Annotated in this window: 17 protein-coding genes and 2 pseudogenes; 8 read left to right on the top strand and 11 right to left on the bottom strand. The window is 70.8% G+C overall.

What is annotated here, in order from left to right; all coding sequences use genetic code 11:
- Positions 1–191: 191 nt before the first annotated feature.
- Together ACQ614_RS06220 and ACQ614_RS06215 are read right to left on the bottom strand one after the other, a co-directional pair.
- Entirely contained in the window at positions 192–1,418 is a 1,227-nt protein-coding gene (locus ACQ614_RS06220; protein ID WP_431677256.1) for a C40 family peptidase, read from the bottom strand.
- Between the two features lie 435 nt (positions 1,419–1,853).
- A complete protein-coding gene (locus tag ACQ614_RS06215; protein WP_431677254.1) occupies positions 1,854–2,180 on the bottom strand; it encodes a hypothetical protein in 327 nt (108 codons plus the stop codon).
- Positions 2,181–2,347: 167 nt separating this feature from the next.
- Between ACQ614_RS06215 and ACQ614_RS06210 the strand changes: the two genes are divergently transcribed.
- Both ACQ614_RS06210 and ACQ614_RS06205 read left to right on the top strand, forming a co-directional pair.
- Positions 2,348–2,566, top strand: a complete 219-nt coding sequence (locus ACQ614_RS06210) for a hypothetical protein (RefSeq protein WP_431677252.1) — start codon at positions 2,348–2,350, stop codon at positions 2,564–2,566.
- A gap of 100 nt (positions 2,567–2,666) precedes the next feature.
- Positions 2,667–2,792: pseudogene (locus ACQ614_RS06205) on the top strand (family 1 glycosylhydrolase); the annotation flags it as partial.
- Positions 2,793–3,401: 609 nt separating this feature from the next.
- Here the strand turns inward: ACQ614_RS06205 and ACQ614_RS06200 are convergent.
- Positions 3,402–3,833, bottom strand: coding sequence for a winged helix-turn-helix transcriptional regulator (locus tag ACQ614_RS06200; protein WP_431677250.1), 432 nt, complete (start codon positions 3,831–3,833; stop codon positions 3,402–3,404).
- Between the two features lie 96 nt (positions 3,834–3,929).
- On the opposite strand from ACQ614_RS06200, the gene ACQ614_RS06195 reads away from it, so the two are divergent.
- On the top strand, positions 3,930–4,280 hold the full coding sequence (locus ACQ614_RS06195; protein WP_431677248.1) for a DoxX family protein: 351 nt from the start codon (positions 3,930–3,932) through the stop codon (positions 4,278–4,280).
- A gap of 169 nt (positions 4,281–4,449) precedes the next feature.
- Positions 4,450–5,691 (top strand): IS701 family transposase, encoded by a 1,242-nt coding sequence (locus ACQ614_RS06190; protein ID WP_431677246.1) that lies wholly within the window; start codon positions 4,450–4,452, stop codon positions 5,689–5,691.
- 53 nt (positions 5,692–5,744) lie between these two features.
- On the opposite strand, the gene ACQ614_RS06185 is transcribed toward ACQ614_RS06190, so the two are convergent.
- On the bottom strand, positions 5,745–6,506 hold the full coding sequence (locus ACQ614_RS06185; RefSeq protein WP_431677244.1) for a maleylpyruvate isomerase family mycothiol-dependent enzyme: 762 nt from the start codon (positions 6,504–6,506) through the stop codon (positions 5,745–5,747).
- A gap of 132 nt (positions 6,507–6,638) precedes the next feature.
- On the opposite strand from ACQ614_RS06185, the pseudogene ACQ614_RS06180 reads away from it, so the two are divergent.
- Positions 6,639–7,399: pseudogene (locus ACQ614_RS06180) on the top strand (IS5 family transposase).
- A gap of 103 nt (positions 7,400–7,502) precedes the next feature.
- Here ACQ614_RS06180 and ACQ614_RS06175 read toward each other — a convergent pair.
- The gene (locus tag ACQ614_RS06175) at positions 7,503–8,045 is read right to left on the bottom strand and encodes a thioredoxin family protein (protein WP_431677242.1); all 543 of its coding nucleotides are present in this window, start codon (positions 8,043–8,045) and stop codon (positions 7,503–7,505) included.
- Between the two features lie 444 nt (positions 8,046–8,489).
- Here ACQ614_RS06175 and ACQ614_RS06170 point away from each other — a divergent pair, with 444 nt between their 5' ends.
- Positions 8,490–8,978 carry a hypothetical protein gene (locus ACQ614_RS06170; protein ID WP_431677241.1) on the top strand — a complete coding sequence of 163 codons (489 nt, stop codon included), beginning with the start codon at positions 8,490–8,492 and terminating at the stop codon, positions 8,976–8,978.
- Here the strand turns inward: ACQ614_RS06170 and ACQ614_RS06165 are convergent.
- Complete coding sequence (locus ACQ614_RS06165) at positions 8,954–9,136, bottom strand: hypothetical protein (RefSeq protein WP_431677239.1); 183 nt, start codon at positions 9,134–9,136, stop codon at positions 8,954–8,956. The genes ACQ614_RS06170 and ACQ614_RS06165 overlap by 25 nt on opposite strands.
- Positions 9,137–9,412: 276 nt before the next feature.
- Here ACQ614_RS06165 and ACQ614_RS06160 point away from each other — a divergent pair, with 276 nt between their 5' ends.
- Positions 9,413–9,547 carry a hypothetical protein gene (locus ACQ614_RS06160; RefSeq protein ID WP_431677238.1) on the top strand — a complete coding sequence of 45 codons (135 nt, stop codon included), beginning with the start codon at positions 9,413–9,415 and terminating at the stop codon, positions 9,545–9,547.
- 108 nt (positions 9,548–9,655) lie between these two features.
- Here ACQ614_RS06160 and ACQ614_RS06155 read toward each other — a convergent pair whose 3' ends face one another.
- The 3 genes from ACQ614_RS06155 to ACQ614_RS06145 form a co-directional block, all read right to left on the bottom strand.
- Complete coding sequence (locus tag ACQ614_RS06155; protein WP_431677236.1) at positions 9,656–12,079, bottom strand: SpoIIE family protein phosphatase; 2,424 nt, start codon at positions 12,077–12,079, stop codon at positions 9,656–9,658.
- A 339-nt stretch (positions 12,080–12,418) separates the two neighbouring features.
- Entirely contained in the window at positions 12,419–13,033 is a 615-nt protein-coding gene (locus ACQ614_RS06150; protein WP_431677234.1) for a YdeI/OmpD-associated family protein, read from the bottom strand.
- 457 nt (positions 13,034–13,490) lie between these two features.
- Positions 13,491–13,982, bottom strand: a complete 492-nt coding sequence (locus ACQ614_RS06145; protein ID WP_431677233.1) for a cupin domain-containing protein — start codon at positions 13,980–13,982, stop codon at positions 13,491–13,493.
- 134 nt (positions 13,983–14,116) lie between these two features.
- On the opposite strand from ACQ614_RS06145, the gene ACQ614_RS06140 reads away from it, so the two are divergent.
- The gene (locus ACQ614_RS06140) at positions 14,117–14,701 is read left to right on the top strand and encodes a TetR/AcrR family transcriptional regulator (protein ID WP_431677231.1); all 585 of its coding nucleotides are present in this window, start codon (positions 14,117–14,119) and stop codon (positions 14,699–14,701) included.
- A gap of 406 nt (positions 14,702–15,107) precedes the next feature.
- Here ACQ614_RS06140 and ACQ614_RS06135 read toward each other — a convergent pair whose 3' ends face one another.
- Complete coding sequence (locus ACQ614_RS06135) at positions 15,108–16,814, bottom strand: SulP family inorganic anion transporter (protein WP_431677229.1); 1,707 nt, start codon at positions 16,812–16,814, stop codon at positions 15,108–15,110.
- 190 nt (positions 16,815–17,004) lie between these two features.
- Positions 17,005–18,255, bottom strand: coding sequence for a vWA domain-containing protein (locus tag ACQ614_RS06130; RefSeq protein WP_431677227.1), 1,251 nt, complete (start codon positions 18,253–18,255; stop codon positions 17,005–17,007).

Genomic DNA, 18,255 nt, shown 5'->3' with positions numbered 1-18,255 from the left:
CCAACCTACACACCCTCGCCCGGGCCACGCTGCGCGTCGCCTCCCACCGGCCCCACCGCGCCGGGGGACGCGGCGCCGGGCGGCGTGGCCCGCACGGAGAGACCGCCGGGCCCGGCCCGGGGACTGTCGTCCACCGGGCCGGGCCTTCGTTCGGTTCGGCCTGCCGCAGCGGCCGGGGTTCAACGTCCGGTTCAGCAGTTGGGGATGACGGTGCCGTTGTTGTCCTTGGCCTCGTCGTTGCCCCACTTGGACAGGTAGTAGGCCGAGACCCACTGGCCGGCCGGGCCGACGTCCGGGTCGGTCTTCAGCCACCAGTGGTTGAAGCTGCTGCCGTTGCGGATCTCACGTCCCCACGCCTTGCAGAACACGTAGTTGGTGCCCTGGTAGAGCGTGCCGGTGCTCGTCGTGCTGGTCGGGGAGCCGTACACCGAGGCGTTGGCGAACGTGTCCACCCAGTACTTGGTGTTGCTGGGCGGCGGCGGGGGCGGGGTGGAGCCTCCGGGGCAGTCGGGGATGACGGTGCCGTTGTTGTCCTTGGCCTCGTCGTTGCCCCACTTGGACAGGTAGTAGGCCGAGACCCACTGGCCGGCCGGGCCGACGTCCGGGTCGGTCTTCAGCCACCAGTGGTTGAAGCTGCTGCCGTTGCGGATCTCACGTCCCCACGCCTTGCAGAACACGTAGTTGGTGCCCTGGTAGAGCGTGCCGGTGCTGGCCGTGCTGGTCGGGGAGCCGTACACCGAGGCGTTGGCGAACGTGTCCACCCAGTACCGGCCGCCGCCGGGCGGGGGCGGGGTCGAGCCGCCGCCGGGGCCGTAGAGGCGGATGGCGCCGTAGTAGTCGCCGTGCGAGGACAGTGCGGACACCTGCACGTGGCCGCCGGAGTACGGCGCCTCGGCGATGTAGCCCTGACCCAGGTAGATCGCCACGTGATGGATGGTGGACGGCGAGTTTCCGAAGAACACCAGGTCGCCCGGGAGCAGCCGGCCCGTCCCGTCGGCCCGGTAGAACCTGGCCACCGCGCGCGAGGACTTCCACTGCGTGGTGGTCACGCCGTTGATGACGTCCGTTCCCACCGCCAGGTAGTAGGCGTAGCGGACCATGCCGGAGCAGTCCAGGCCCTTCACGTGGCAGTCGTTGGGGGCACCGTTGGACGCGTCGCAGATGCCGTACGACGGGCCCGGCTGTGCGCCGTGGCCACCGCCCCACGAGTACGGCGTGCCGATCAGGCCGCAGGCCGCGTTCACCGCCGAGTTGGCCTGCGGCGCGGCCCCGGAGGAGAGGACACCGCAGGCGGGCGCCGCATTGGCCGGCTGCGCACCGGCGAAGAAGACGGCGAGGGAGGCCAGTACGGCCAGGAGTGCGGCGAGGCGTAGGACCGGAAGGGCCCGCCGCGGTAACAGGTCAACGCGCGTAGTCACAGGGCATCCTTAATCTCGTGCGCCACAAGTGGCGGCAGTGGAAGGGGGGTTGGTGGCGGCTATTCAAGCACCGCGAAGTCGACTCCGGTAGGCCCGGGTGAAAACATTTTCTGCAAGCCTCACGCGCACTCGGAAGCTCCATTGGTCCGCCACGGGTCGGGCACAGCGAAGCGCAACCGCACTGCGCGGATGCCGTGCAAAAGATAAGCCAACTACCGTACACGGCAACGGCGTTGGCGTCTGCGTGGGCCGCCGCCACAGTGCGGCCCGGGCGCGGTGTGCCGTAGTGGAACGGTCCGAATTCCCCCTGCTGAAAGGGAACGGAATGCGTACCGGGTCCGCGGGGAATCCGACTTCAGGGCGTCGTGGCATGGCCGGGGGGGGGATTCCTGCAGGATCTCGGATTCGATCGGTGCGGGCCGCGCCCGCGAGGTGTCAGCGGACGTACAGGTGGGTGGTCAGGTTGGTGAAGGAGACGGCGGAGCCGCTCTGGAGGAGCGCAACGCCTCCCCGCTGTCCCTGTACCCGGCCGGCGCGGCAGCCGACCCGGGCGGGAGTGACGGCGAACCCGGCGGGGTCGGTGGGGCAGGGCTCCTGGCGCGCGCCTCGGCGGTGTTCACGCAGGCGGTCGGTCGCACCCTCGCCGAGTTGCCGACGCACGACGTCGAGCGTGCGGTGCAGCGGCTGGCGGACCGCAAACGGCGGATCACCCTCGTCGGGGGGCGCTTCACCAACCTCTTCGCCCACTACCTCGGCCTGCACCTGATGCAGCTCCGGGACGACGTCCGTTTCCTGCCCGACCGCGATGTCGAGCGGGCGGCCGTGCCCGGCGCGCTCGGCCGCCGCGACGTCCTGGTGGTGTTCGACTACCGACGCTACGAGCCGGACAAGGTGACCATGGGGAGCTCGTCCAGGAGCAGGGCGGCCGGGTGGTCCTGTTCACGGACGCCTGGCTCTCCCCGGTGGCCGCCCATGCGGAGGTCGTGCTGCCCGGCCAGGTCGGGGCGCTCTCCCCTTGCGACAGTCTCGTCCCGACCCTCGCGGTCACCGAGGCGGTGATCGCCGGGATACTCGAGACCCTCGGCGAGGACGGGCACCGGCACATGCAGCGAGGCGAGGGCATCGCCAGGCGCGCCGGGCTCTACTGAGCCCGGAAGCCGCGGCAGTGGTTCTGCCGGGCCCGGCGTGAGGCGTCGGATCCGGGGCGGCAGACAGTTGCGTCTACGGTGCCGGCCTGTTCGACGGCCTAAGGGCTGCCGCCGGCGGTTCGGCCTGGTCCACGTCGATTTCGCGACACAGCGGCGCACACCGAAGGCGTCGTACGGTTGGTACCGCGACCTGATCGCTTCCCACCGTGCGTGGCAGGAGCGGTAGTAGGTGGCTGTATCTGAGATGACGCAAAGTCAGTCCGATGAATCGGGTGCCCGAAGTCGCATTCGACGACGTCATGGCACTGCGCTGCGCGCTGGCAGAGGTGACAGGGTGTTCAATGCGTTAGAGCATCTAACAGAAAGCCTGGTCGTAGCCATATCCCCTTCCTGGTTGAGTCGGCAGTGCTGCGGAAGGCGCTCGGGCCCGAGCTGTACGAGGCCGTACTGGCCGTCCGCCGCGCGGAGGCGGAGCTGTTCGCGATGTTCACCGACGCGGACGTCATCTAGTACTCCACCTGTAGTTCTTGATCACTGTTGCGGAGCGACCTGTCGTTGCCGCCGCCCGTCGTCGATCATGGGTGGCCTCATCCGTGCCGCTGCGCCGGGCGGACTGGAAGGCTGAGCTCATGGCTTCGAGCATCGTCTCCAGTGCACCGAGTATCTGCGGACTGGTACGAGCGCCCTCTGGGTTCGGTTGCGGGAGCTCCTGCAGGACCAGGGGCTTGACCCTGAGGCGACGGTCGTCGTTGGCCTCTTGCAGGAGGGCCCCGATCACGAGGATGGCCAAGTCTCCGGCGACGGCAGGGTCTACAGGTCCAGCCTCTTCTATTGATCAGAAACGGCTCGGGTTCTCATCAACATGAGGGGGCTTCACCGGGGTCGCCTGATCCGCCTCGATGGTCCTGGCCGCCTCGGCTGCTTCCCGGAAGGTGACGACCGCCTCGCCGTTCTCCCGCGCCCATGCGGTGAGCATCCTGATGGGTTCCTCCAGGGTTCGCCCGAGATCGGTCAGGCCGTACTCCACGCGCGGTGGCGCCTCGGCGTACGCGTGCCGCTCGACGAGCCCGTTGGCTTGGAGCCGGCGCAACGTCTGGGTCAGTACCTTGCGTGAAATGCCACCGCTCAGCTCGACCAGCTCGCCGTGGCGCAACGGGCCGTCGGTCAGCGCGAAGAGCGTGACCATGGACCACTTGCTGGCGATGATCTCCATGGCCAGGAGAGCGGGACAGTCGGCGAGGAAGGCAATTCCGGGTCGCAGGCTCATGCCCCGAAGGTTACCTGGAGGTACCTGATGGCCGCCTATCGTCGTCGAGGTGCGCACGCCCCCTTACTCGCATCTCGCACGATTGAGGTTTCAGCCATGTTCGTCTCCCTTGCCGTCGTCACCGTGGTCATGTCGGCGCTTCTCCTGCTATCGGCCGGGGCCAAGTCTCTGCGGACGCGGCACATCACCGAGCAGATGTCCACCCTCGGAGTGCCGCAGGGCATGATGGCTTTCCTGATCGGCGCTCAGATCGCGGGCGCGGCCGGTGTGATCGCCGGACTCTGGTGGGGACCCGTCGGAATCGCCGCCGCGATCGGCCTGACGCTCTATTTCGCCGGGGCGGTCGCCTTCCACCTGCGCGTCGGCGACCGCAAGGGCGCGTCTCCGGCGGTGGTCCTCACTGTGGCCTCCGTCGCCCTGATCGTGCTGCGTGCTGCCACCCTCTGACAGCGGACAGCCGGTCTGACGCTGGCCTTGATCGTGCTGAGTGAGGTTGGTCTCCGATGAGGACGGCCACCGTTGATCATCGTGAGTTGTGTCGACAAACGAAGATCAGCCGGTGGCCGTGGGCCACAGCGTAGATCCTGCTCGGTGGCAATCGGTATTCGAGGGCCTGATGGGCAAGGTGGCGGGCCGGTTCGCCCGGGTGGAACCCCGCCGCCGAGCAAGGGCGTTCGTGCTGGGGCTGCTCGCGGACCCGCCAAGGAAGAACTGCTGGACGATCGCCGAGCACGCCGGTAACGCCAGCCCGGCCGGCATGCAGCACCTGCTCAGCCGGGCCCGCTGGGATGCCGACCGAGTGCGTGACGACATACGGGACTTCGTAGTCGAGCACCTCGACGACGAGGACGCCGTACTGGTCGTCGACGAGACCGGGGACCTGAAGAAGGGCACCGCGAGCGTCGGGGTCCAGCGCCAGTACACCGGAACCGCGGGCCGGATCGAGAACTCCCAGGTCGCCGTCTACCTCGTCTACGCGAGTGCGGCCGGGCACGCCGCCATCGACCGCCGCCTCTACATCCCACGGTCCTGGACCCAGGACCCGCAGCGGTGCCGCTCGGTCGGCATCCCCGACGACCTGAGGTTCGCGACCAAGCCCGCCCTGGCCACCGAGATGATCGCCCAGGCCCTGGACGCCGGAGTCCGGGCCAGGTGGGTCACCGGTGATGAGGTCTACGGCGGCGACCCGCACCTGAGCGCCGACCTGGAACAGCGTCAGATCGGCTACGTCCTGGCCATCTCGCGCAAACGGCCCGTCCCCACCCACGCGGGCATCTTCCCGGCTGGCGTGCTGGCCCACGGCCTGCCGAAGAAAGCCTGGCAGCGGCTGTCGGCGGGAGCCGGAGCCAAGGGCCACCGCTTCTATGACTGGGCCCAGGTCGAGATCACCAGCCCGAGCGGCACCTCGGGGCATCGGTGGCTGCTCGTGCGACGCAACCGACGCACCGGCGAACTCGCCTACTACCGCTGCTCCTCACCCCGCCCCGTCCCCCTGACCGCACTGGTCAAGGTGGCCGGCCGCCGCTGGACAGTCGAGGAGACCTTCCAAGCCGCGAAGAGCCTGGCCGGACTGGACGAGCACCAGGTCCGCCGCGGGGTCTCCTGGCACCGCTGGACCACCCTGGCCATGCTCGCGCACGCTTTCCTCGCCGTCACAGCCGCCATCGAATGGGCCACGACCAACACGACCCCCGAGCTCAGCCCGCTGACCTGCAACGAGATCCAAAGACTGTTCGCAGCCCTGCTCGCACCGGCCCGCGACCTCGCCCACCGCCTGCACTGGTCCGCATGGCGCCGCCAGCACCAAGCACGCTCGCGCACCAGCCACTACCAGCGACAAGCCACCCAACAACCATGAAGATCACGATCTACAGCCGGAGTACTAGGCCGTTCGCTGGCGGTATTGACTGGCTACTCCTCGGGCTCCCAGTCGATCAGCTGCTCGAACACCTGCTGGTCGCCCTCGATCTTCAGGTCGCTCAGCGTGAGGCGGCCCCATACGAAGAGGAGCAGCTGCTCGGCCGTGCCCGTGGCCGAAGCGGAGGCGGGCGCGGCGTCGTCCGTGAGGGGTGCGGGCCAGGCGCCGGTGCCGTCCAGCGCGAGGAGCCAGGAGCGGCCCTCGGTGGCGTGGTAGTGGATGGTGGCGGCCTCGTGCGGCCAGGCCGCCGGGGTGGAGTTGCAGGTGTCGAGAAATTCGGCCACGCCGTCGATGGCGACGTCCGCCGGCATCGGCTGCACGGCGCCTGCGGCGAGCTGGGCGTCGTAGGTGTGCACCAGCACCTCGTGCACCCGGCGCCGGGCAACGCCCCAGGCATTCGCCGGCGACACGCCGGCGCCCCACCACGCCCAGCACTCGCGCTCCGGGCCGGCCTCGCGCAGCGCACTCAGCAGCAGCTCGTTCGACTCGGCGTACCAGGCCAGCAGCGCCTCGAGCTCGCGCGGCACCTCCGCGGCATCCTTGGCCGGCGGAGCCTCGGCCGGGCCCGCGGCGACGATCGCGGCCCACCAGCGCTGGCCCGTACCCAGGTGCTGCACCAGATCGAACAACGTCCACTCGGGGCAGGACGGCACCGGCGCGTCAAGGCTGGGCGCGGCGGCAACCGCACTCCGGAACGCGGCCGACCGCTCGTCGATCAGTTGCAGCAGGGCGGAATACTCAAGACTCTCTGTCACATCGCTTACCTATCACCCCAGCTCAGCCGACCGCACCCTATTTTCCAGGCCGTCGGCTGCGGGAGTTGGAGCACCTAACCGAAAGCCTGGTCGTAGCCATATCCCCTTCCTGGCCGGCTCGTCGAACGAGTCATGGGGAAGGGGAGCGGTCCTCCGTGGACGGTGCCGGATGACCTGTGGGGGCGGATCGAGCCGTTGCTGCCGGTCAGGCAGCGGCGTCCGCGCCATCCCGGCCGGCTGCCACTGGACGACCGTGGTTGCCTGCAGGGGATCCTGTTCGTGCTGTGCACGGGGATCCAGTGGGAATGGCTGCCGCAGGAGCTCGGCTTCGGGTCGGGGATGACCTGCTGGCGCCGGCTGCGGACTGGCACGAGGCCGGGGTGTGGGACCGGCCGCACCAGGTGCTGCTGACCGAGCTGCACCGTGCCGGGAAGCCGGCTGGTCCCGGGCGGTGATCGACGGCTCCCATCACCAGGCCCGTCGGGGCGGCCCAAAACCGGTCCGAGCCCGGTCGACCGTGCCCGGCCGGGCTCGAAGCACCACGTCATCACCGACGCAGGCGGCACCCCGCTCGCCATCACCCTGACCGGCGGCAACCGCCACGACATCACCCAGCTGCTGCCCCTGCTCGACGCGATCCCGCGGATCCGCGGAGTGACCGGTCGCCCCGTCACCGGCCGCGGCAGTTGTTCACCGACCGGGGCTACGACTTCGACAAGTACCGTCGGCTCCTGTGGAAGCGCGGTATCAAGCCGGTCATCGCCCGACGCGGAGTTCCGCACGGCTCCGGCCTGGGCTCGGTCCGCTGGGAGATCTGCGACGACATCCACGAGGCGTTGCTGAAGCTCGCCTGCTGTGTGATCACCTACAGGCGAGTCCAGGCATTGTGTTAGCTCCTCTTAGCGAGGTGCCACCAACGGTTCGGTACAGCCGGGGACGCCGTGAATCTCCCGCCGGCCGTCGGCCCGCCCGGCCGGCGCGCCAGGCAGTCGTCCGTCACGCCCACTTGATGGAGCAGCCCATGCTCGGCCGGTGCGGTTCCGGGACGGTCCGGCCGGCCAGCACCAGGTTGATGGCGTGCCGCAGCAGGTTCCCGGTGACTGGTTTCCCGTTGCCGGGCGTCGAGTCGTCCATTGCGCCCCGGTAGGCCAGCTCGCGGTGGGCGTCGTAGAGGAAGAAGTCCGGTGTACAGGCAGCCTGGTACGCCCGGCCGACGGACTGGTCGAGGTCGATGAGGTACGGGAAGGCCCACCCCGTGCGCGTGACCTGGGCGTGCAGCCCGTCGGTGTCGTCGGCGGGTGCGACGGCCGGGCTGTTGCTGCAGATCCCGACGACCGCGAGGTCCGGGAACTCGTCGACCAACTCGGCGAAAGCCTGCTCAACGTGCCGTACGTACGGGCAGTGGTTGCACAGGAAGGCCACCAGCAGGGCCGGTGCGGCGGCGAAGTCGTCCCGTGCCACGACCCGGCCGTCGATCGAGGGCAGCGAGAAGTTCGGCGCCGGTGTCCCGAGTGGGACCAGGGTGGAGATGGCGGCCATCTGATTCACTTCCTCTGATCGACGGCGGCGGCCGTGCGTATACCGCCATGGTCGTCCGATGGGACCGGTGGTTGCCAATTCACCGATGCCGGTCACCGCGACGTCTGCGTCGGCCGCAGTGACAACCGCCGGTCGATCGGCGGCGCCACCGCCGGCGACCGGGCGCCGGGCTACTGCGACAGCCACTGCGCCGACGACGAGTGACCGGCCGACATCGGCTGTACCTGGGCGTGGACCAGTGCGACGTCGGAGTCGTCCCCGACCCTGCCGCTCGCCCGGGGGCGCGTGTCCGTGGTGTCACCATCTCGTCACCGGACGCATCGGCCGGCCGGCAGGCTCTCCCGCGTCGAACCCGGCGAGCCGAAGCATGGGAAGATCGCTTCCCGACACCATCCGCGTCAAAGCGGTTGGCGAAGCCGTCCGAATCGTCATCGAGGAGCAGCTGTGACCGAGCAGCACGGCCCGCAGCAGCGCATCGCCGACGCCATTCGACCGGCGATGCTCAACGGCCTGCAGGACGCCGAACTGATCGGCGCGCCGGGCACCGATCGCATCAACGAATGGGTCGACTGGATTGCGGCGGTCATCGCCGGCGAGGTCGTACAGCCGATCGCTGCCGAACGCGACGCCTTCGCGGACCGGGTGGACACCCTCACGCACGTCGCCAGGCGCAACAAGGAGGGATACAAGGACGCGGCCCGAGACGTGCAGCTGCTCGAGGCCCGTGTCGCCGAGCTGGAAGCGGAGGTGACGCAGTTGCGTGTACCCGGTGTCGTGCTCGCCGGCCCGGGGGCGGAAGCCGACGCGGCAGCGGCGGCCGGTGCGCCGCCGCAGTCTCTCCGGGACCGGCTCCGCGCCAAGTACCCCGCCACCGCAGAGGCTCTGGACCGCCGGGATGCCGAGGCCGGTCAGAGCCGGAACGCAGAGGACTGACGGTCCGTCGGATGCGTCGGCGTCGGTGTCGGTCGTACGGCGCCGAGCGTGCCGATGTTGTAGTGGTGCAGGTGCCGCCCGCCCGCCGACATGTTGCCCCAGGGCAACCAGCCGCCCCGGATACCGTGGGTGATCAGCCGGACGATGCGGGCGCTCATGAACCGGTCCCCCCTCGTTGTTCCCGCCGACACTCGATCCGGTGCGTTCCCGCCGCGCCCGCGCGGTTGCCTTCCCCGCGATCCGCCACCCGGACGGCGCAAGGCCGCTGCCGCCGGCACGAGGGATCGGCGGTGTGTGCGGCCCGTAGCCGAGTCACACGGTTCGCGCCCGGGCGCATCGGGCGGCCGTGCCCCCGACCCCGGTCATCACCGGTGTGTGTGGGGGGCGTCCAGCCAGCCACCTTCACCGCCGCGAGCCCGGATACCGTCCTCGCCGTGTCGGTCGACTTCCTCTCCGACTTCGCCGCCGTCCACCCTCTCTACGACGAGACCGGTCCCGGGGCCGCCCAGGAGAGCGAGTACCAGGAGAGGATGGCGAGGATCGTCGCGCCGGGCAGTTCGGCCCAGTAGGCGAGGACCTGGCGCGGTTCCGGCGCCCGGCTGGCTCTTCGTCGCTGTGCGGTCCATGCCTGCTTACACAGCGTGTCCTACGCGGGGCCGAAGCCACTTCGGTCCCGGCTACGGCAGCGGCAGCTCGGTCCACACGGTCTTGCCGTCCCGGGTGTAGCGAGTACCCCAACGTTCCGTGAGCTGGGCGACCAGGAAGAGACCTCGTCCGCCCTCGTCGGTCATGCGGGCGCGCCGCAGGTGGGGTGAGGTGCTGCTGCCGTCGGAGACCTCGCAGATCAGGAAGCGGTCGTGGATCAGCCGCAGGACCACGGGTGCCCCGCCATAGCGGTAGGCGTTGGTGACCAGCTCGCTGACGGTCAGTTCGGCGGTGAAGGCCAGCTCGTCGAGCCCCCACTCCGCCAGCGTGGAGGTGGTCAACTGGCGGGCCCGGGCGGCGGCGGTGGGCTCTGCGGGCAACTCCCAGGAGGCCACGTTCTCCGCCGCCAGCACCCGGGTGCGGGCGATGAGCAGCGCGACGTCGTCGTGGGAAAGCTTCGGTAGCAGGGCGTTCTCCACCGCCGCGCAGGTCTCCTCGAGGAGCTGGGCGGGCCGGCACAGTGCCTCGCGCAGCCGCTGCAGCCCGACATCGAGATCGCGGTCCCGGGCCACGATGAGCCCGTCGGTGTAAAGCGCCAGCAGGCTGCCTTCCGCGAGCTGCAGCTCTGCGGCCTCGAAGGGCAGCCCGCCCAAGCCCAGAGGCGGCCCGGCGGGTAGGTCGGGAAGGCTGAAGCGGCCGTCCGGAGTCACCACCGCAGGCGGCAGGTGGCCGGCCCGCGCCAACGTGCACTGCCCGGAGACGGGGTCGTACACCGCGTAGAGGCAGGTCGCGCCGACGATCTGTTGCGATTGCGAACCTCCGTCGGCCATCTCCTGCTCATCGGCGAGGCGGTTCACCAAGTCGTCCAGATGGGAGAGCACCTCGTCCGGCGCGAGGTCCAGGTTGGCCAAGGTGTGGACGGCGGCGCGCAGTCGGCCCATGGTGGCTGCGGCGTGCAGGCCGTGGCCGACCACGTCGCCCACGACAAGGGCGACGCGGGCGCCGGAGAGTGGGATCACGTCGAACCAGTCGCCGCCGATGCCCGCGGCCGGATTGGCCGGCAGATAGCGATGGGCGACTTCGACGGCACGGTGCTCGGGCAGTCCGTGGGGCAGCAGGCTGCGCTGCAGGGTCAGCGCCGCTTGGTGCTCCTGGGTGAAACGGCGGGCGTTGTCGATGCAGACGGCGGCGCGGGCCGCGAACTCCTCGGCGAGCGTGAGGTCGTCCTCCTCGAACGCTTCGGGCCGCCCGGCCCGCCACAGGCTGACGACGCCCAGGAGCAGGCCGCGGGCGATCAGCGGCACCACGATGAGCGAGTGGGCCCCCAGGGCGACAGCGCGCCTGGAGCGCTCCGGGTCCTGGAAGTACCAGCCGGGGCTGCTCTCCAGCTCGTATTCGACAACCGGCAACTGCTCGATCAGGCACTTGGCCTGCGGCGTGCGGCGATCGAAGGAGAAGACCTCGCCGACCGGGTACATCACCTCGAGCGCCCCCGGTACGACCGCCTGGACCGCCGCTCTGCGCATCGGCCCGGATGCCCGGGTGGGCTCCTCGCCCCGGATCACAGGCTCCAGAAGGTCCACCGCGACGGCGTCGGCCAGATCGGGGACCGCGACGTCGGCCAGTTCCCGGGCGGTCTGCGCCACGTCCAGGGTGGTGCCGATCCGGGTACTCGCCCGGTTGAGCAGCGACAGGCGGCGCCGGGCCCGGTGGCGGTCGGTGACGTCCTCCACCATCTCGGTGACCCCGAGAACCCGGCCTGAGGGGTCCTGCATCCGGAAGGCCGAGATCGCCACCATGCGCTCACGGTCGGGATCCCGCCGCACCCGGCAGGGCTGCTCGGTGAAGATCAGCGGCTCGCCCGTCTCCAGGACCCGTCGCAGCCGTTCCTCGACCGTCTCCATGTCGGAACCGATCAGGAAGTCACCTATCCGCCGGCCGCGGTGCTGCTCGACCGGGATCTCGCTGAACCGGGCGATCGCCCTGTTGACCCGCAGGATGCTCAGGTCGGGGGCGTGCACCGCCAGGCCGATCGGGGAGCGCCGGAACAGGCCGTCGAGTACCGATCGGTCCGTCTCCCACTGGGCCATCTCCTCGGCGGGCGCTGCGACCAGGAACCACTCGGAACGTAGGTCGGCCCGCGTCACGGCACGGGCCCGGAATCCCAGCTCCACTCTGCGGCCGCTCTGGTGCAGCACCGGCAGCACCCCGTACCAGCCGCTCTCGCGCTCACACTCAGCGACCGCGGTCAGCACCGCATCCCGATCGGCGGGGTGGACCAGGAACTCGGCCGCCGCGCGACCGAGCGCCTCGTGCAGCCGGTACCCGAGCAGGGCCTCGGCTCGCTCGCTCCAGCCGACGACCCTGCCACGGTCGTCCAGGACAGCCCACGCCGAACGGCTCACTGTGAACGGATCCTCAGGAGCCTCGCCGATCGCGGGCACCGGTGCGTCCATATCGCCAGTATCACCGAGGGCGGATCACCCGACTTGCCGAGACCGGCAGCGGCGCTTGGACATGCTGCTCCGGGTGAGCGTGTCACGACGTGAAGCGCTGCCCGAGGATGCGCGCCGGGGGGCGCCGCAGGGCGACGTGCGGGGCATCCAGTGCTGAGAGTGGGAGGCCGATGCTGCCGACGACGCCCACGGTGCGTACCGCGTTCGGGAGGCGGTGACAGGGTGTGCGACGAGTCCTGGTGCCGTCACCAGTGGTTTCGTCGGCGGCCGGACCAGGTCGAAGGCACAGCGGTGCGGTCGGCGAACGCCCCGGTGTCTCGCGAGCCGGCCACATCGGACCTACGTCGCCGCGCCGCGTGCCGGGTCCTCCGCGTCCCGTCCTTCCGCGGCGAGGCGGCGTACGGTGCGCTCCAGGCGGGTCTGCCGGACCTGGGGCGTGGGTGCCTGGAGGAGGGGGAGGACGGTGAGGTAGCGGCCGGTGCGGTCGAGGGCTTGGAAGGCGCGGCCGGCGGCGGGGTCGGCTGCGAGCGCGCTGGCGAGGTCGTCGGGGACGGTGGCGGTGCGCTGGGACCGGTAGGCCCGTGCCCACCGGCCGTCGGCCTGCGCGCGGCGGACCTCGGCAAGACCTGGCTCGCGCATGCGGCCCTCGGCGGTGAGGACCGCCACCTTCTCGACGTTGACCTGCGACCAGAGGCTGCCCGGCCGCCGGGGGACGTACTTCTGCAGGTAGTACCGCTCGTCGAGTGCGCGCCGCTGACCGGAGATCCAGCCGTAGCACAGGCCCACGTCGACCGCTTGGTCGCTCGTCAGTGACGGTATCCCGGTGTTCTTCTTGGCCAGCTTCAGCCACACGCCCTCGTGCCTGCTGTGATGGACGCTCAGCCAGTTCGCGAACGCCTGTTCATCGGCGAAGGGAAGGACCTCGACCCCGTCGATCTTCTCCGTGTGCTCCATCCGGCAAGGCTAATGGGGTGTGGTGCCGGCGGAGCCGCGAGCAGCGGCGTCCGTGCCCGGCCGGGGGCGCCAAGGTGTCGGCGGCCCGTTCCTCCCGGCAGGCCGTGGATTCGGGCGCGCCGGGTGTGACGAGCAGGCCGTAGGTTCCGGGCCGAGGCCGGTCAGCACGATGCCTGCTGCCGGAGTACGCACCTTGCCGCAGGTGGAAGGAAGGCCGGTGTCGCACAGGACCGGTTCACCGGTGTCCCGCGGGACGGCTCGGCCAAGGCGGCCGCGACGACCGGCCGCCCGGGCTTCGACCGGCACCCTGCCGACTCCGGGAACGTTGTCGAGCGCTGCCCCGACTGCAATGGCACGGCCTGGACACCCGCTACGACAGGACCCGAGAGCCCGACCAGGCCGCCGTCGCCATCGCCTCGATCTCGCTCCGGATTCGACCCTTGGAGACGACCTCCGGCTAGCCCGCTTGGTCGGGCATCGCCATGGTGGTGGGGACGTAGCGCATGCCGTACTTCGCGCCGATCTCGTTGACCTTGGCCATGTCCATCCGGCCGTCGGCGGTGCGCAGGGCGGGTCCGGCGGCGAAGACGTCCTCCAGGTAACGGTCCCACCCGCCGGGCGTGGAGACCTGCAGGCAGCGGGCAGGCGGCTGGGAGGCATTGCGCATGGCGTGCGGGATGCCGCGCGGCAGCAGCGCGCACATGCCGGTGTCGAGCCGGTAGGTCCGGCCGTCGTAGTCGATCTCCATGGCGCCGTCCATCACATAGACGAACTCGTCCATCTGCTCGTGCACATGGAGCGGAACGTCGATGTCCAGCTGGTTGATCAGGATGGAGGCCCGGCCCTCGGTGTCGGCGGTGCCCGCCTTGACGCCGAATCCCGGCGGCAACGGGACGCTCGGCTGCCGGTTCTCGGCAGGCTGGAGGACAAAGAATCGTTCACTGCTCATAAAGCTGACTCCCCGTCGGTACTCGTCGGACTCGCGATGCGCCCGGACAGGTCGCATGGCGCGTCCACGGCCGTATACTTCTGCTGCGGAAGCGGATTCCTGTTCCGTTTTGATGCTAGAAAGGAGCACACGCAATGTCAACGCGATCGACCGACGGCGGGGAGCAGCGGCCGCGCGCCGATGTGGCCCGCAACCGCGCCCGGCTCCTCGCCGCTGCGCGCGAGCTGTTCACCGAGCGCGGCGACGAGGTGCAACTCCCGGACGTCGCAAGGGCGGCCGGCGTCGGAATCGGAACCGTGTACCGGCACTTCCCGACCCGGGACGCCCTTGTCGAGGCCGCGGCAGAGGACCGCTTCGCGGAGATCCTCGCCTTCGCCCGCGGCCTGGCCGACGAACCCGGCGACGATCCCGTGCTCAGCTACCTGCGCCACGTCGGCGAACTCCTGGAGAGCGACCGCGGCCTGTCCACCGCCATCGAGACACTCCGCGGCACGGCCGGCTCCGCGCCCCTCGGTCGCACCCGGACCCAACTCGAGGAAGCGGTAGCGGTGTTGGTCGAACACTCACGCCAGACCGGCGCCATCCGCCCGGACGCCACCGTCGCCGACGTCTACCTGCTGGTCGGCGCGATATCGGCAACTGTGCGGACCGGTAGCGGCCAATGGCGACGCCTGGTCGAACTCGCCGTGGAGGGGCTGTCGACCAGGCGCCCGGCGTAGCCGCCGTCGGCCCGCACCGGCGTGATGCGCCTGCATCATTGCGCACGGGCTTCGTCCGGCGACACTGACGATCGCGTTCCCAGCGCACTCGCGCTGGAAGGCGCGTCGCCGGGCGGCTGCGGGTCAAGGGGTCGCCTGTCCGGGGCCTGCGGCACGCCGAGGTCCGTCTGCGCGGCGGTGTGGTCGGGGGCGGGGCGGCCGCGAGCGGGGCGGCGAGGCCGTCGGGACGGTGGCGGTGCACCTGTGCATCGGCTGCCCGTTGCTCCCGGCAGCCCGTGGTCCAGCCGTACCGGGTGGCGAGCAGGCCGTGGGCTTCCGGGCAGAAGCTGGTCGGCGCGATCCTGCTGCCGACGCGTGCAACGCGACGTTCCGGGCCCGCCGCCCGAACCGGCCGCACCTGCGGTTCTCAGCCGGGCGGCCGTTCGTCGGTTGCACCGGGGGACCCGCCGGCGAGGTATGCCCTGATGGCGTCGATCAGGTTGCCGAAGACGTACTCGGGCGGGATCCGCTGCCACAACTCGTAGACCTTCAGGGTGTCCACCAGGGCCGAGTCGGGACGCGCCAGGACGAAGGTGACGTGGCGTGCGGCGAGGAAGTCGAGGAGGCTGTGCAGGCGGAGCCCGGCGGAGTAGTCGACGTCGGCGATCCCTGCGGCGTCGAGTACCAGCCAGCGCACCGGATCGGGTGCGTCGTCGACGAGGGCCCTGACCTCGTCGGCGAAGCGGCTCGCGTTCGCGTAGAAGAGCTCCGCGTTGAAGCGGAAGACGATCAGGCCGGGTGCACTCTCGATCCCGGGCTCGGCGGCCCGGTACGTGGGTTCGCCCTTCTCGGTGACCCCGACCACGAAGTCCTTGGGCCGGTACTCCCGTCGGACGACCTCGAAGAGGGACAGCGCGAGGGCCAGCAGGACGCCCTGCTCGACGCCGATGCCGAACACCGCGAAGGCGGTGACGACGGCGACGACGAACTCGTTCCGGCGCCGGGCGTAGATCCGTCGGAGGCCGCGTACGTCGACGAGGTCGAGGCCGACCAGGAACACGATTCCGGCCAGCACCGCGAGGGGCATGTCGGCCACCAGCGAGGTGAGGCCCAGGACGACCAGGAGCGAGATCAGGGCCATCGTGAGGTTGGCGACCTGGGTCCGGCCGCGCTGCTGGTCGAGGATCTCCGTCTTGGTCGGGGAACCGTTGACGACGAAGGTTCCGCTGAACCCGGCGGCGATGTTGGCGGCCGAGAGACCGACCAGGTCGCGGTTGATGTCGACGCGGTCACCGTGTTTGGTCGCGAAGGCGTGCGCCGTCGCCGCGCTCTGCGCCAGGATCAGGACGAAGCAGGAGAGCGCCACGGAGAAGACCCGGGACACGTCGCCGGGGGTCAGTCCGGACGGCAGACCGAGCGGCGGGAAGCCGCCCTCGACGGCGCCGACGACCGCGACCCCGTGGTGGGAGGCGCCGGTCGCCGCGGAGACGGAGATCAGCGCGACCACCGCCACGAGGGTGCCCGGGAATCTGGGCAGGAACCGTTTGAAGGCCACGATGACCACGATCGTGGCGGCGCCGTAGGCGGCGGTGCGCCATGAGATCTGGTCGAGGCGGGTCAGCCAGGACCACTGCTGCTGGAACCAGTTGCCGCGGCCTTCGGGGATGCCGAGCAGCTCGGGAATCTGAGCCGTCGCCACCTGGACACCGACACCCGTCAGGAACCCGATCAGGACGGCGGCCGACAGGAAATCGGCGAGGAAGCCGAGCCGGAGAAGGCGTGCAGCAGCCAGGATGGCGCCCGACACCAGGGCGGTGAGGCTGGCCAGCCCGACCCACTGCGGCGAGCCCGGAGTGACGCCGGCGATTCCCAGCTCGAGCAGGCCGGCGTAGAGGATCGCCGCAGTGGCGGAGTCCGCGCCGACGACGAGCAGCTTCGACGAGCCCAGCAGGGCGAACGCGACCACCGGAAGGATCAGTGTGTACAGGCCGGTGACGATGGGCATGCCGGCGATCGAGGTGTACCCCATGACCTCGGGGATCGCGACCGCCGACAGCGCCACCCCGGCGATCACGTCCCGGCCCAGCCACGCCCGCCGGTACCCGCGCATTGACGCGGGTACCAGCCTCGTCATGCCAGTCACGTGGGCACCTCGACAGCGGCCGGAGAACGCATACGCTCCATGGTGGCCGTCGGAGGACCGCGGTTCCGGCATTTGGTCCGAGTCTGCGGTGTCGGCGACGACCGCCCGGCGTTCGGGTGACTGCGGCCCGGGCCGTCACGGAGCGGCCCGGGCATCCCGCGGTCCGAGGCGGGTGGAGTGCTTACCGGGCTCGCGCACTGTTTGCCGCTGACGGCTCGCGGCCGGCGATGGCGTCGAAGACGTCCGCCATCGCCGCGAGGCTGTGTCCGCTCACGAAGGCGTCGCAGTGCGGAAGCGCTGCCGCGATCCCGGCGGCGAGCGGGGCGTAACCGGGCGCGGCCTTACGGGGGTTGACCCAGACGACGCGATGGGCGAGTCGGCCGAGCCGGGCCGTCTCCCGGCCGACGGCCGACGGGTCCTCGCCCTCCCAGCCGTCGGAGAAGATCACCACCACCGCTCCCCGGGCCATGCCGCGCCGTCCGAAGCGGTCGTTGAACTCCGCGAGCGCCCGCCCGATCAGCGTGCCGCCGGACCAGTCGGGGGCGGCCCGGCCCGCCCGGCGCAGCGCGGCATCCGGGGCCGTGTGCCGCAGCACCGGCGTCAGACGGGTCAGCCGGGTGGCGAAGACGAAGATCTCGGCGGCCACCCCGGATCCCGCCCGTGCGCACAGCCGGGAGAAGAACCGTACGTAGACGCGGGTGTACGGCTCCATGGAGCCGGAGACGTCGCACAGCAGCACCAGCGGTCGGCGGCGCAGCCGGCCGTGCGAGCGGGCCAGCCGGACGGTCTCCCCGCCGGTTCGCAGGCTGCGCCTCAGGCTTCGGCGCAGGTCGATGCGGCGGCCCCGCGGGTCGGCCTCCCGGCGGCGGGTGCGACGCAGCGGGACGCTGATCACGAGGTTGTCCAACAGGCGGTCCAGTTCGGCCAGTTCGCCCGGTCCGAAGGTGCCGAAGTCCTGCTGCGCGAGCGCTTCGGCGGTGCTGCCGACCAACCGCTCCGCGCCGGTGCGGGCGGGCCGCTCGCGCGCTTCGCCGGCGACGTCCCGGTGGAGCGGGCCACTCGGCAGGGGTCCGGCCGCGGGGCGTGGCGGTGCCGGGGCGGCGGCCGGGGGCGCGCCCGGTCCGGGTTCGAGGCCCGGGAGCGGCGGGTTGTCGGGGGATCCCCGGCTGTCGGCCGGGTCCGCCTGCCCGCCGAAGAGTGCGGCGAAGACGCGGTCGAACGGCTCGATCTGTTCATGGGCCGTGACGAAGGCCAGCCGGGCAGCCCAGTACAGCGTCGTCGGATCCACGGGCGGCAGCAGGTCCAGTACGTCCAGGAAGCGGCCCGAACGCTCGGGCGTGACCGGGACGCCGGAGCGGTGCAGCGCGGCGCCGAGGCGGGCGGCGAAGGCGGGCCGGTCGAAGGCCGGGAATCGGGCGGGCGGTGCGGTCAT

This window comes from Kitasatospora dryopteridis (genome assembly GCF_050749075.1).
In the GTDB taxonomy this organism is placed as follows: Bacteria; Actinomycetota; Actinomycetes; order Streptomycetales; family Streptomycetaceae; genus Kitasatospora.
The sequence above is the reverse complement of the archived record's forward strand: the minus strand, read 5'-3'. Positions and strand labels throughout refer to the sequence as shown.

Coding starts and splice junctions, on each gene's coding strand:
- ACQ614_RS06200 (WP_431677250.1), bottom strand. CDS start 3,833: ATGAGCCTGCGACCCGGAATTGCCTTCCTCGCCGACTGTCCCGCTCTC.
- ACQ614_RS06195 (WP_431677248.1), top strand. CDS start 3,930: ATGTTCGTCTCCCTTGCCGTCGTCACCGTGGTCATGTCGGCGCTTCTC.
- ACQ614_RS06190 (WP_431677246.1), top strand. CDS start 4,450: ATGGGCAAGGTGGCGGGCCGGTTCGCCCGGGTGGAACCCCGCCGCCGA.
- ACQ614_RS06175 (WP_431677242.1), bottom strand. CDS start 8,045: ATGGCCGCCATCTCCACCCTGGTCCCACTCGGGACACCGGCGCCGAAC.
- ACQ614_RS06165 (WP_431677239.1), bottom strand. CDS start 9,136: ATGAGCGCCCGCATCGTCCGGCTGATCACCCACGGTATCCGGGGCGGC.
- ACQ614_RS06155 (WP_431677236.1), bottom strand. CDS start 12,079: ATGGACGCACCGGTGCCCGCGATCGGCGAGGCTCCTGAGGATCCGTTC.
- ACQ614_RS06150 (WP_431677234.1), bottom strand. CDS start 13,033: ATGGAGCACACGGAGAAGATCGACGGGGTCGAGGTCCTTCCCTTCGCC.
- ACQ614_RS06145 (WP_431677233.1), bottom strand. CDS start 13,982: ATGAGCAGTGAACGATTCTTTGTCCTCCAGCCTGCCGAGAACCGGCAG.
- ACQ614_RS06140 (WP_431677231.1), top strand. CDS start 14,117: ATGTCAACGCGATCGACCGACGGCGGGGAGCAGCGGCCGCGCGCCGAT.
- ACQ614_RS06135 (WP_431677229.1), bottom strand. CDS start 16,814: ATGACGAGGCTGGTACCCGCGTCAATGCGCGGGTACCGGCGGGCGTGG.
- ACQ614_RS06130 (WP_431677227.1), bottom strand. CDS start 18,255: ATGACCGCACCGCCCGCCCGATTCCCGGCCTTCGACCGGCCCGCCTTC.